Below are 13,205 nucleotides of genomic sequence, written 5' to 3' on the forward strand. Positions count from 1 at the left end.
AAAAATGATGGGGATATCTCTGTGATACTCCTTGAGGATCTTGGCGGTTTCTAAACTACCATGGGCATGGGGAAGCCAGTGGAGGTCTATTCCAAAAGCCCTGGGCTTTAATGACTTAAGGACTTTCTTCGGGTTAAATCCTTTGTCGTTGAGCATCCGAACAGCCAGATTAAGAATCCTGACATTATAACCGTGCCTCTCTAAGTATTCAGCAAGGCTGACAAAACCGATGGGATACATCTCAAAAACAGGGGTGGAGGGAACTACATCACTTGTGGGTCCATAGAGAATAGACTTACTTCTGAAACCGTATACACTTGGAGAATGGATAAGAATCAGATCCGCTTTCGACATCAATCAATCCTTTACTCAGATAATAACAAAAAAGAACTGCTTTTTATAGAAACCCTCTTTTTAGCCAAACAAACCCAGTAAGATCAAAAGCAGACCAAAAAAGCATCCAATACTACATAGAACCCTGATTCTCGTCAAGGACTTTCCCATGACTTTTTGACCAAGGTTTCTATATAGGTCTGGATAAAAAAAGATCATTATTCCTAATGGAAGCCATATCAATCCTAAAATAATGATAATCATTTCTACTATAGTTCTCTCTTTTAAAAAGAGGAAAAATATTATCAGAGATAGGATAAATAAAAAGAGTCCTGTCAGTTTTATTGCATAAGTATTTTCAAGGAATTTAAAAATAAACTCCCTCATGTTTTTGGGCCATATAATTCCTGGGAGTCTTGTAATGACAATGATCATACCCAGCACAATTGCTATTATATTTATCGGTGCCATAATTTCTAAAAAATTTAGAGATTAAAGAAAGATTTTTAAATTTTTTTAACACACAGAGAAATATTAATCAACATTATTTTGCGCTTTTGCTGTAGTTTTTATCAACATAACCTTTTTGTTGACACATTTTTATTTTTATATTATCATTTTTGTCTTTTAAAAAAATTTAAGGATAAGTTATGAAGAAAATAGCTGTTTATCCGGGTACATTTGATCCCATAACCTTTGGGCATATAGATATCATAAAAAGGGCCTCTAAGATATTTGATAAACTGATTGTAGCCGTGGTTGATAACTCTAAAAAAGAATTTCTCTTTACCACTGGGGAAAGAAAAGCTTTTGTTAAAGAAGGGGTAAAAGATATCGACAATGTTTTGGTTAAATCTTTTAACACCCTCTTAACAGATTATGTAAAAAAAATCAATACAAATATAGTCATACGTGGACTTAGGGCTGTATCTGACTTTGAATATGAATTTCAAATGGCATTAATGAACCGAGTTCTCAACAATGAAGTTGAAACGATTTTCATGATGCCTAGTGAACAATTTACATTTTTGAGTTCAAGTATTGTGAGAGAAATTGCTGCTTATGGGGGCGATGTAAAGGGTTTGGTGCCAGAGATTGTAAGAGATGCTCTGTTAAAAAAATTCAAAAAGGATAAATAGGAGGTAACCATGTCTTTAACCAAAAGAGTCCAGGATATAAAACCATCTCCCACTTTAGAGATAACGGCAAAGGCTGTTGCTATGAAGGCTCAGGGGATTGATGTTATTGGTTTTGGAGCAGGAGAGCCTGATTTTGATACCCCTGAGAATATAAAGGAAGCTGCGATAAAGGCTCTAAGGGAGGGGTTTACCAAATATACACCGGTTGACGGAATCGTTGAATTAAAGGATGCGATAATAGAAAAATTCAAAAGAGATAGCGGTTTGGATTATAAAAGAACCGAAATTATTGTCTCATGTGGAGGGAAACATTCTCTATATAATATAGCTCAGGCGTTGTTTCAGAAAGGAGATGAAGTAATCATCCCTTCACCTTATTGGGTAACCTTTCCCGCGCAAGTCATCCTGGCTGAGGCCACCCCCATTATCATTGATACTAACGAAGAGACAGAGTTCAAGATTACGAGAGGACATTTAGAAAAGAACTGTTCAGATAAAACAAAGGCTATTGTCATCAATAATCCTTGTAATCCAACAGGAGCAGCCTATTCGAAAAAAGAGCTGGAAGAGTTGGCAGATTTTGCTGTTTCTAAAGGGATTTTTATAATCTCGGATGAAATTTATGAAAAGATCGTATATGATGGTCATCAACATACTTGTATTGCTTCTTTAGGGGAAGACATCAAACAACTCACGATTGTTTCCAATGGCCTTTCAAAGACCTATTCAATGACAGGATGGAGACTGGGATATAGTGCAGCAAGGGAAGATATAACTAAGGCCATGGTTAAGATTCAAAGTCACAGTACATCTAATCCCACATCATTCGTTCAAAAGGCAGGTGTAGAGGCACTCAACGGACCACAGGAAGCTGTCGAACGAATGGTAGAAGAGTTTAAGAAGAGGAGAGATTATATCATAAAAAGGCTTAACTCGATGAAGGGCATCTCTTGTTTTAATCCTCCAGGAGCCTTTTATGTTTTTCCCAATGTCTCAAAAACCTATGGCAAAAAGACAAAGAAGATGACTATTAATAATTCTTCAGATTTTGCAACCTACCTTTTAGATGAGGCTAAAGTTGCCTTTGTTCCTGGGATCGCCTTTGGTGCAGATGACTATGTGAGGATTTCTTATGCTATTTCTATGGAGGATATTGAAAAGGGGATGGACAGAATAGAGAAGGCTTTGGGGAAATTAGAGTAGGTTTTATTCTTTCATAATGAAGATTAGCTAAATATGAAGAGCGAAATTAATCTCGCTCAATTTTTTTCTTGAAAGAGAGAGATTCTCCTTATAAATTTAGTATAGAATAGAGGAAAAAATTGTTTAAGATACTCGAAAAAGAAGAATTAGCACCTCAAACCCATATGCTAAGGATAAAAGCCCCTGAAATTACAAAAAAAGCCAAACCTGGTCAATTTGTTGTCTTCTGTATTGATGAAAAAGCAGAAAGAATTCCCATAACCATTGCAGATATTGACAAAAATGAGGGAAGTATAACCGTTTTGGTTCAGGAGGTGGGAGCGAGTACCTTAAGGATAGGAATGTTGAAAAAAGGTGACTCGATTTTAAGCATCGTAGGTCCTTTGGGAGTCCCGACCCATATTGAAGAAAAAATTGGGAATGTAGTCTGCATGGGAGGAGGTTTCGGTATAGCGGCTCTCCATCCTATTGCGAAGAAGTTAAAAGAATTGGGGAATAGTGTCATATCGATTATTGGTGCAAGGAGTAAAAATCTCTTATTAATGGAAAAAGAGATGAAAGAGGCCAGCACCTCGTTGAAAATTTCTACTGATGATGGAAGCTACGGCCAGCATGGTTTTGTAACCGATATTCTGAAGAACCTTATTGAAGAAGGGATCAAAATAGACCGCATATATGCCATCGGTCCTGTTCCCATGATGCGGGCGGTTTGTAATATGACAAAACCTCTCAAGATAAAGACTTATATCAGCTTGAACCCGATCATGGTGGATGGAACTGGTATGTGCGGTGGCTGCAGGGTGACGGTCAAGGGCGAGACAAAATTTGCCTGTGTCGATGGTCCGGATTTCGATGGTCATGAGGTCGACTTTGATGAGCTGGTTAAAAGGCAAGCGGTCTATAAAAAGGATGAAGAGATCTCTTATAAGATAGCGAAGGAAAAACATGATAGCTTATGCATAAAGAGAGATAAAAATGAGCGATGAAAAGAAAAAAAGACCGGGAAGAGAAAAGATGCCTTCCCATGATCCCAAGAAGAGGATAAAAAATTTTAATGAGGTCAATTTTGGATATACGCCTGAAAAGGCTATAAAAGAGGCAAAGAGGTGTATTCAGTGCAAAAACCCGAAATGTAATCCTGGTTGCCCGGTAAATATAAAGATCCCCGATTTCATCGATTTGATAGCAAAAGGGGAGTTTGTCGCTGCAGCCAGAAAGATAAAAGAGGACAATGCCCTCCCAGCAATATGCGGAAGAGTCTGTCCCCAGGAGGAACAGTGTGAGATTGTATGTGTCCTCGGAGTGAAAGGGGAACCGATTGCCATAGGGCATCTTGAGAGGTTCGCTGCCGATTATGAAAGGGAGAAAAACCATGTTGAGATACCAAAAGTGGCAAAACCCACAGGGAAAAGGGTCGCTGTGGTCGGTTCAGGGCCTGCTTCTTTAACTGTGGTCGGAGACCTCGTTCAGCTGGGACACGAGGTGACTATATTCGAAGGGCTCCATAAACCTGGTGGGGTGCTTGTCTACGGAATCCCTGAGTTCAGGCTCCCAAAAGCGATTGTCAAGGCAGAAATCGATTATCTGAAAAAGATGGGGGTAAAGATAGAGTGTAATTCTATCATCGGGAAGCTTAAAAGCGTTGACGAATTACTTGAGAACGGTTTTGACGCTGTTTTCATAGGGACAGGAGCAGGACTCCCCTATTTTATGGAGATACCTGGAAAGAATCTCAACGGTGTCTATTCTGCAAATGAATATCTGACCCGTTCGAATCTCATGAAGGCCTATCTTTTCCCCGAATACGACACCCCAATTATCAGGGGGAAGAATGTGGCGGTTATTGGCGGGGGGAATACAGCCCTCGATGCGGTAAGAACAGCGATTCGCCTTGGAGCGGATAATGGCTATATCGTCTACAGGCGTTCGAAAAAAGAGATGCCGGCCAGAGATGAAGAGATTATGCATGCTGAAGAGGAGGGGGTTCAGTTTCACTTTCTCTGTAATCCCGTAAGGATTATCGGAAATAAAGATGGATGGGTGAAAGCCATTGAATGCCTTAGAATGGAGCTGGGAGAGCCTGATGAATCAGGCAGAAGAAGACCCGTGCCCATAGAAGGTTCAGAATTCCAGCTGAAGGTCGATACCGTTGTCTTTGCCATAGGTACAGGGGCAAATCCGATTATTCCTAAAACGACTCCTGATATAAAGACGAGTAAATGGGGTACAATTTTAGTCAATGAAGAAACAGGCGAGACCAGCAAGAAGGGGGTTTTTGCTGGAGGAGATATCGTTACAGGAGGGGCGACTGTTATTTTGGCAATGGGAGCAGGAAGAAGGGCTTCAGCTGCTATTGATAAATATCTAAGAGATGAAAACAAAGATTAAATAAGAATCGCTTCATCTTAAATTACTACTTATCTAAAAGCTCTTTTGCGTATTTTCTTGTTGTTTCAGTTATCTTTTTGCCTCCAGACATCCTGGCTATCTCTTCAACCTTTTCTCTTGAGGTCAGCTCTTTTATGGTAGCAATGGTCCTCTTATTTTGGATCTCCTTTGTCACTTTAAAATGATAATCTCCCTGACTTGCAATTTGAGGGAGATGGGTTATACAGAATACCTGATGACCCCTTGAAACCTTTTTTAACTTCAATCCTACAATTTCTGCTATTCTTCCCCCGATTCCAGAATCAACCTCATCAAAAACCATGATCGGAATATTATCATCTCTGGTCAAAATACTCTTCAAGGCCAACATCATTCTTGAAATTTCACCACCAGAAGCTATCTTAGAAAGAGGCCTTAACTCTTCCCCCAAGTTGGGAGAAAAGAGAAATTCAATGTTGTCTATCCCTTTTTCTTTTAGACTAACTGAATTTCCCTCCCATTTAATAAAACTATCCTCATCCAAGCTGTGGCTAAATCTTACTCGAAAAGCAACTCTATCCATACCTAATTCTTTTAGCTCTTTTTTTACTTCTCCTTCAATCTTTAAGGCAATCTTCCTTCTCTCCCTGGATAGCTTCAAAGCAGCTTTTCTCAATTCATCCTCCAATTCTTTGAGTCTTTTCTTTATCTCAAAAATCTTCTGGTCATGGTGTACAATCCTATCTAATTCCTCATCCAGAGATTCTCTGTATCTAAGGATTTCTTCTATTGTAGAACCATATTTACGTCTTAGTGAGTTAATCAGGGCTAGTCTATCATCCAATTCTGTTAATCTTTCAGGGTTGAACTCTAAAGATTTTTCATAATCTTTCAGAGTCCTAGAGAGTTCTTCTAGCTGAACAAGGTTATTCTCCCCATCTTTTAATGCATCTTTTAAAGATTTGTCGATATCAACCATTTTATGAAGAATATTTGTTATCTTTCCTAACTGCTCGATAATAGAGCCTTCCGAGGAATAGAGAAGTTCGTATAACTCTTGAGAACTCTCATATAATTTCTCAGAATTGGCCAAGATATTTTTCTCTTCTTTTAATCTAGTATCTTCCCCTGTTTTTAATCCCGCCTCATCAATCTCTTTCATTTGAAACCTGATGAGGTCTTCTCTTTGTATCCTTTCTCGATTGTCTTTTGCTAAATGATCAAGTTCTCTCTTTAATTTGCAATATTGAATGTAATCTTGGGTTAATTTGTCTCTTCTGCTCAGGAGTTTTCCATAAGAATCAATGATATCAATATGGTTTTCTTGATGAAGGAGTGTCTGGTGGTGATGTTGGCCATGAAAATCTACTAATCTTTTACCAACCTCAGAGAGAACGGTTAGGGTAACGAGATTGTTATTTATATAAGATTTGCTCTTTCCTGAAGAAGAAAAAGTCTTTTTTAGAATTAATTCTCCATCTTCGGTCTGTATTCCAATCTCCTCAAGTCTCTTTTTAAGAGGGGCTTCTTTTGTAATATCAAAAAGGGCCTCTACATATCCTTTGTCCTCACCGGATCTTATATCATCCGGAGAAATTTTGCTGCCCAAGGTTAAACCTAGAGCCTCAACAATAATAGACTTGCCAGCACCTGTCTCTCCAGTAAAAATAATTAAGCCGGGGTCAAATTCTATATTCAGGAGGTCGATTATTGCAAAGTTTTTGATACGTAGTTCCCTTAGCATCGCTTACTTGTAAATAAAAAAGTTTTACGCCCTCTCTCCCCACTTTAGTTTTTCTCTTAGTACCTGAAAGTAATCCTTGTCAGGGGAGAGGATGAGTTTAATCTTTCGATGAGATTTTTTTACCTGGACCATATCTCTATATTTCAAGGCAAAACCCACCTGTCCATCCATGGTAAGAAAGACATCCTCATTCTCAGAAGCTAAGGTTATTTCTATTTTTACATTATCAGGTACCACCAGAGGTCTATTTGTCAAGGTGTGGGGACAGATTGGATTTAATATTAATGCCTCCATTGTAGGATATATGATTGGTCCACCAGCAGACAGGGAATATGCTGTTGAGCCAGTTGGTGTTGAAACAATAAGGCCATCCGCCTTGTATGTTGCTAAATATTTACCATCAATAAAAGCCTCTAGATCTATTATTCTGGCTAAGGCCCCTTTATTTATAGCTACTTCATTAATTGCACTATATTCTGCAATCTTCTCACCTTGTCGATAGATATGAGTAGTCAATTTGAGTCGTTCATGGACAATATAATCTCCCGAAAATATCTTTTCTAAAGCAGGGTACAATTCTTCACGTGTTACCTCTGTTAGAAAACCCATTCCACCAAGATTTACTCCAAAAATGGGCACATCATTATCATTAATCAATCTCGCAACACTCAGGAGCGTTCCATCTCCTCCTAATACAATTATCATATCTACCATTGATGGTATCTTAGGTTTTGGATATGGAGAGCTCAGTCCAATAAGGGAAGCTGTATCTATGTCAATATATACCTCTTTTTTATTTTCTTTTAACCAAGGGACGAGTTTATCTAGAATTTCTTTTGCCTCGTGTCTGTGTGGTTTAGCTATTATTCCTATCCTATCCATTTATTCTACCTTTGCTAATTATTAAGTTAAACTATACTATAGCATATATTATCTTTCAGTCCAATTTGTTTTCTTTTGATTTTGGACAAATTAAAATTTTTTCTGATAAATAGGCTTGGCATTAAATAAATCCTTTAATATCATATATTTGATGCCTCAATTCTTTATGCGAAGCCTTGAATACTTCCCATAATAAAAAGTTTCTTTTTTAGGACAGGCCAAAATTATTCCTATGGTAAATAGCTGTCTAGTATATTTCAAATTCCCTTTTTTAGCTTTACAAACTTCTTTCTTTTAAAATATACTTCAGAAAATGAATTGCTCATGATAAATAACGGCTAGAGGAACCATTTAAATTCTTTCTATTTTTCATAAAGGAGGTTAATATGCCAGAATTTGGAAGCCCATTTAGCGGAATGAAGGCTGATCGAAAATTAACCAAGGAGGAGCTGGTTCGGGCCATTCGTTTTATGGTTGCAGCCGAATATGAAGCAGTTCAGCTGTATGTCCAGCTTGCTGAATCTATCGATGATAAGCTTTCCAAAGAGGTATTAATAGATATTGCAAATGAAGAGCGTATTCATGCAGGTGAATTCTTAAGACTCCTTAAACACTTGGCTCCTGATGAAGAAAAATTTTATCAAGAAGGGGCTGAGGAGGTTGAGGAAGAGATGAAAAAGCTTGGGCTTTAAGGGCTCCTCGTAATAAAAATATAGTTATGAAGGCGATTCGAATACATGAATACGGAGGACCTGATGTTCTCCGTATTGAAGAAATTCCCCTGCCAGAACCAGGATCCGGTGAGGTCCGTGTCAAAATCGAAGTTGCAGGAGTTAACTATATTGACATATACCATCGAACAGGTCTCTATCCAAGCAAAATCCCCTTCTCACCAGGCATGGAAGGTGCTGGTGTTGTGGATGCTGTGGGAGATAATGTTTCTGAGGTGGAGATAGGGGATCGCGTTGTCTATGCAATGCAACAAGGCTCCTATGCAGAATTTGCTGTTGTTCCCTCATGGAAGTTGGTGCAGTTACCAGAAAATCTTGATTTTCAGTCAGGAGCAGCAGTCATGCTTCAGGGAATGACCGCTCATTATTTAACACATAGTACGTATCCGTTAAAAAAAGGGGATACACTTCTTATCCACGCCGCAGCCGGTGGTGTCGGCCTCCTCCTTATTCAGATAGCAAAGCGCCTTGGTGCTAAGGTATTTGGTACTGTATCAACCAAAGAAAAGGCCTCTTTGGCAAAGGATGCAGGAGCAGATGAAATAATCTTATATACAGAGAGTGATTTTGAGGAGGGGGTAAAGAGATTAACGAATGATCAGGGGGTTGATGTTGTCTATGATTCCGTCGGGAAAACCACCTTTGAGGGAAGCCTCAATTGCTTGAGACCAAGGGGCTGTCTTGTTTCCTTTGGACAATCAAGTGGCCCAATCGCTCCATTCAATCCAGGAATATTGTCCGCTAAAGGGTCTCTTTTTCTTACACGTCCTACTTTGGCTCATTACGCAGCAAACCGTGATGAGCTTTTACGAAGAGCTGGAGAAATTTTTAAGTGGATTGCTAAAGGTGAATTAAAGCTGAGAATTGACAGAGTGTTTCCCCTTGAGAATGCTGCAGAGGCTCAAAAGCAACTGGAAGGAAGAAAGTCAACGGGAAAACTGCTGCTGGGTGTATAGGAAAAATAGAAAAGCCCCAACTCACTTTAATTTTTTGCAGGAGAAATATTTTAATATTTCATAAAGAAGGTATGTTACCAGAAAATACTATCGCTAAAAGAATTGTGGAATTGCTCCACCGAGAGGCAGAGAGGACCTTAGTTAAGGATATCCGTATTGGCCTTGGTTTCACCGCTGTTCAATTAGAAGATAACCGAACAGGTCTCGCCGCTGTCTTAAGAGAGGAGATTGGAGGAGGATGTACAACTTTGAGTGATGCGGGGACACTAAAGGGAAAAGATGCAAGTTACCTTTTGGAAATGCTTTTGCATTCTGAATCGGTTGTCTCAAAATCGCTTGGCCTGGCCACTGCTAACTCCATTCTTTCGGGAAGAGACCTTCAAGGCATTGATCGAAGAGATACGATAGAGTTAATAAAATTGATCCCTGAGGACCGTGTTGCAATGGTTGGACTTTTTAGGCCTCTCGTTTCAAAGATCAAAAGCATCACGTCTAATCTTACGATCATTGAAAAGGAAAGGGGTCAAGGAGAGGTGGTTTCTCCCAATAAAGGGAAAACCCCGCTTAAAAATTGTACCGTTGCTTTAATCACTGCCACATCTATCCTGAACAGTACATTAGAAGACATTCTCAATTCACTTGGTTCGACAAGAAGAGTTGTTCTTCTCGGACCCTCTACGCCTCTGGCTACAGAGATATTTTTTGATACGCCAATCAATCACCTGGCCAGTTCTCGGGTAATAAACCCTGAGAAGATTTTACAGATTGTCTCTGAGGGAGGCGGGACAATGATAATGCGACCCTATTTGGATTTTATCAACCTCATCTTTTAGATAAAGGATGAAAAAATCTAGCTAAAGAAGGGATGACGTTGATGAAAAATAACCGAAAGAAGATTGTATCCTATCTGGATAAAGAGCTCAGAATATCTGAAATTAATGATCTCTCTTGTAATGGTCTTCAGGTTGAGGGGACAGAGAATATCAAGAGGATAGCTCTGGCTGTTGATGCCTGTATGGCGGTTTTTGAAAAGACCAGGAAAAAGAGATGCCAGATGATAATTGCTCATCACGGCCTGATCTGGGGCGGTATAAAATCTGTTTCAAAGACCATAAAGCAGAACCTCTCCTTTCTCCTAACAAATGAAATAAATCTCTATGCTGCCCACATTCCCCTTGATTTGCATCCCAAACTAGGAAACAATATCCAGCTCTGCAAGACGATCAATTTGAGAAAAATCAGAGAGTTTGGCGAGTATGAGGGAAACCTGATTGGTTTTGAAGGGGAGCTTATAAAAACCTTTTCTATAGAAGAGTTGACAAAAAGGATCAATCAAAAGATAGGGGGTGTTTCCAAGATATTACCCTTTGGAAAAGATAAGATTAAAAGGATAGGGATTGTTTCTGGTGGCGGTGCAAAAAGTCTGATAGAAGCCATAGAGAAGGATTTGGATTGCTTTATTACTGGAGAACACGTTCATGAGAACTATCATCTGGCAAGAGAATCACGAATAAACGTTCTCTATATTAGACATTACCATTCAGAAAAACTAGGGGTCATTGCTTTGGGTAAAGATCTGGCGAAGAGGTTTGGGATAGAAACAATCTTTATTGAAGAACCTACACCAATTTAATCCTTGAATAAAGCAAAGCATTAAAAGGAAGTTCCAAATTGATGGAGAAGAGAAGAATAAATAAAGGAAGCATATTAGAAGGTTTAATCAAACAATCTGTTTATGAGATAGCAGGAAGGAATCAGGAATATATTTATGGGTTTTCCTATGTTAAAGACTATGTACCTTCAAATGCCAAAGGATTGGATTATTGTATTACCATAGGGCTTAAATTAGATGATGAAATTATCGATAGTATTTCTGATGGTCCTACTCGTAAATATTTAGAACATTACAGAGATGTAAATCAGAAACTTAGAGAGATATCGGATAAGATCAGGAATTCTATCGAAGAAAGTTTAGGATGCAGGGCCGTGGCTTTCCCTCCATCAACACCAGATGAAGTAAAAAAGACCTCTAAATTTCAAAAAGAATTGAGCTCAGACTTTTCTCATAAGATTGGAGCCACAAGGAGCGGTCTGGGATGGATAGGAAAAACTGCTTTGCTTGTTTCTAAGAGATTTGGACCAAGGCTGAGGCTTGTTTCTGTTTTAACAGACTATAAGCTGAAGGTTGGTACGCCCTTAGAAAAAAGCTTATGCAATAACTGTACTATTTGTATTGAGAACTGTCCTGCAATGGCAGGATCGGATATAGATTGGAAACCGAAAATGAAGAGGGAGGAATTTTTTGATGCCTTTAGATGCATGGAAACCTGCAGGGAGTTAACAAAAGAACGCATCGGAGAAACAGAGCTTATCTGCGGTATTTGTGTGTCTCTCTGTCCTCAGGGCAGGTCAAAAGAGTGCTCATATAATAGGTGAGGAGGATAAAATATGAAGATAAGAAAGGACTCTTCGATTGAGGATAAGTGTGTTGATATGGAAGGAGCCAAGGATGTGACCATGAAGATTCTCATCGGACAGAACGAAGGCTCAGAAAAGATTATCATGAGGTATTTCAAGATACAGCCAGGAGGGCATACCCCTTTTCATAATCATCCTTATGAGCATGTGATTAAGATTGAGAAAGGACAGGGAATAGCGGTTGATGCATCCAAAAAGGAGCATGTAATCTCAGTGGGGCAAAGCCTCTTTGTGGAGCCAAATGAAAATCATCAGTTCAAAAATACATCCAAAGAAACCTTGGAACTTGTTTGCATTATTCCAAATCCAGAAAAGAACAAATCTTAGTACATTGATTTAATTGAAGTTTTTAAGAAAGGCATCCTTACTCGAAATTTTACTTATCCTCTGTTAAATTAATTTTCACAATAATCAATGCTAAAATTTAAAAAAAGGCTTGACAAAAAATAAGAATGATTGTATATTTCCAAAAAAGACTAAAATAGTCCTATTTAGACGGAGATATAAGTGAAGCTAAAAAGAAAAGGTGAATATGGGATTTTAGGAGTTACCTATATAGCACAGCAAGAAAAGGATATCGTTTATACAAGAGAAGTAGCAGAATCTTGGGAACTTCCAGAGAGCTTCTTAGCCAAGATATTTCAGAGACTTTCTAAAAATGGGATCTTAAATTCTTATAAAGGGGTTAGAGGTGGCTTTTCTTTGGCTAAATCTCCAGAAGAAATAACTCTAAAGGAGATTTTAGATATTGTTCAGGGACCAACAACAATCGGCTGGTGTGAGGTTGATAATGAAAAATGTAATAGGTTTAAAAATTGTTCGTTATCAAAGGTTCTGGATAAAGTAAGAGATAATATGAAAAATATTTTTGAGAATACAACAATAGCTGATATTGCCAAAGAAAAGATAACAAAATAATTTTTTTTATCCATAAAAAAGACTAAATTGGTCTTATTTAAAACTTCATAGTGAAAGGAGAATTGAATGGCTAATACAAATATTCAGAAAAAGGCAAGAGGAAATGGGATAGAAAGGAATAAGGTATTTAATCCTATTTCAATGTATTTAAAGGATATCTCGAAATTAGGATTATTAGACAGGGAAGAAGAGATAGAATTGGCAAGGAGGATTAGAAAGGGTGATAAAGAGGCCGAGAGGAGACTCGTGGAGGGAAATCTCCGTTTTGTTGTCAGTATCGCGAATAGATACAGGAGGCAGGACGTTCCTTTAGGCGATTTAATTAATGAGGGGAATATTGGATTAATAAGGGCAGCAAAGAAATTTGATCCTACAAAGGGGATCAAGTTTATCACCTATGCTGTTTGGTGGATTCGCACTTCAATCAGGCATGCCCTTGCAAAACAGCAAGGGG

16 protein-coding genes are annotated in these 13,205 nt (G+C 38.5%); 12 read left to right on the forward strand and 4 right to left on the reverse strand.

The annotated features are described in order from the left end of the window. The coding region (locus tag VMW81_07480) for a cobalamin-dependent protein (GenBank protein HUU50784.1) at nucleotides 1–354 on the reverse strand (354 nt) is incomplete at its 3' end. Nucleotides 355–414: 60 nt separating this feature from the next. Further along, a complete protein-coding gene (locus VMW81_07485; protein HUU50785.1) occupies nucleotides 415–804 on the reverse strand; it encodes a hypothetical protein in 390 nt (129 codons plus the stop codon). A gap of 179 nt (nucleotides 805–983) precedes the next feature. Between VMW81_07485 and coaD the strand changes: the two genes are divergently transcribed. The 4 genes from coaD (at nucleotide 984) to gltA (ending at nucleotide 5,063) form a co-directional block, all read left to right on the forward strand. Further along, on the forward strand, nucleotides 984–1,472 hold the full coding sequence (gene coaD / locus VMW81_07490) for a pantetheine-phosphate adenylyltransferase (GenBank protein HUU50786.1): 489 nt from the start codon (nucleotides 984–986) through the stop codon (nucleotides 1,470–1,472). Between the two features lie 9 nt (nucleotides 1,473–1,481). Further along, the gene (locus tag VMW81_07495; protein ID HUU50787.1) at nucleotides 1,482–2,675 is read left to right on the forward strand and encodes a pyridoxal phosphate-dependent aminotransferase; all 1,194 of its coding nucleotides are present in this window, start codon (nucleotides 1,482–1,484) and stop codon (nucleotides 2,673–2,675) included. A gap of 119 nt (nucleotides 2,676–2,794) precedes the next feature. Beyond that, entirely contained in the window at nucleotides 2,795–3,661 is an 867-nt protein-coding gene (locus tag VMW81_07500; protein ID HUU50788.1) for a sulfide/dihydroorotate dehydrogenase-like FAD/NAD-binding protein, read from the forward strand. Further along, nucleotides 3,651–5,063: an NADPH-dependent glutamate synthase gene (gene gltA, locus VMW81_07505; protein HUU50789.1), complete on the forward strand. Its 1,413-nt coding sequence runs from the start codon at nucleotides 3,651–3,653 to the stop codon at nucleotides 5,061–5,063. The genes VMW81_07500 and gltA overlap by 11 nt, the downstream gene beginning before the upstream one ends. Before the next feature lie 25 nt (nucleotides 5,064–5,088). Here the strand turns inward: gltA and recN are convergent, their stop codons facing one another. Both recN and VMW81_07515 read right to left on the reverse strand, forming a co-directional pair. Continuing rightward, nucleotides 5,089–6,786, reverse strand: coding sequence for a DNA repair protein RecN (recN, locus tag VMW81_07510; GenBank protein HUU50790.1), 1,698 nt, complete (start codon nucleotides 6,784–6,786; stop codon nucleotides 5,089–5,091). Between the two features lie 24 nt (nucleotides 6,787–6,810). Then, nucleotides 6,811–7,668: an NAD(+)/NADH kinase gene (locus VMW81_07515; protein HUU50791.1), complete on the reverse strand. Its 858-nt coding sequence runs from the start codon at nucleotides 7,666–7,668 to the stop codon at nucleotides 6,811–6,813. A 386-nt stretch (nucleotides 7,669–8,054) separates the two neighbouring features. Here VMW81_07515 and VMW81_07520 point away from each other — a divergent pair, with 386 nt between their 5' ends. The 8 genes from VMW81_07520 to VMW81_07555 all read left to right on the forward strand — a co-directional run. After that, nucleotides 8,055–8,360 carry a ferritin family protein gene (locus VMW81_07520; GenBank protein HUU50792.1) on the forward strand — a complete coding sequence of 102 codons (306 nt, stop codon included), beginning with the start codon at nucleotides 8,055–8,057 and terminating at the stop codon, nucleotides 8,358–8,360. A gap of 26 nt (nucleotides 8,361–8,386) precedes the next feature. Continuing rightward, a complete protein-coding gene (locus VMW81_07525) occupies nucleotides 8,387–9,355 on the forward strand; it encodes a quinone oxidoreductase (protein HUU50793.1) in 969 nt (322 codons plus the stop codon). A gap of 71 nt (nucleotides 9,356–9,426) precedes the next feature. Beyond that, nucleotides 9,427–10,188 carry a DUF364 domain-containing protein gene (locus VMW81_07530; GenBank protein HUU50794.1) on the forward strand — a complete coding sequence of 254 codons (762 nt, stop codon included), beginning with the start codon at nucleotides 9,427–9,429 and terminating at the stop codon, nucleotides 10,186–10,188. A gap of 41 nt (nucleotides 10,189–10,229) precedes the next feature. After that, nucleotides 10,230–10,988 (forward strand): Nif3-like dinuclear metal center hexameric protein, encoded by a 759-nt coding sequence (locus tag VMW81_07535; GenBank protein ID HUU50795.1) that lies wholly within the window; start codon nucleotides 10,230–10,232, stop codon nucleotides 10,986–10,988. Nucleotides 10,989–11,029: 41 nt separating this feature from the next. Continuing rightward, complete coding sequence (locus tag VMW81_07540) at nucleotides 11,030–11,791, forward strand: epoxyqueuosine reductase (protein ID HUU50796.1); 762 nt, start codon at nucleotides 11,030–11,032, stop codon at nucleotides 11,789–11,791. Between the two features lie 12 nt (nucleotides 11,792–11,803). After that, nucleotides 11,804–12,160: a cupin domain-containing protein gene (locus tag VMW81_07545; protein HUU50797.1), complete on the forward strand. Its 357-nt coding sequence runs from the start codon at nucleotides 11,804–11,806 to the stop codon at nucleotides 12,158–12,160. Nucleotides 12,161–12,340: 180 nt separating this feature from the next. Next, a complete protein-coding gene (locus VMW81_07550) occupies nucleotides 12,341–12,751 on the forward strand; it encodes an Rrf2 family transcriptional regulator (GenBank protein ID HUU50798.1) in 411 nt (136 codons plus the stop codon). A gap of 141 nt (nucleotides 12,752–12,892) precedes the next feature. After that, on the forward strand, nucleotides 12,893–13,205 hold a 313-nt coding region (locus VMW81_07555; protein ID HUU50799.1), incomplete at its 3' end, for a sigma-70 family RNA polymerase sigma factor.

The sequence above is a fragment of the Nitrospinota bacterium genome (genome assembly GCA_035528715.1).
Classification (GTDB): Bacteria; JADFOP01; JADFOP01; order DATKYB01; family DATKYB01; genus DATKYB01.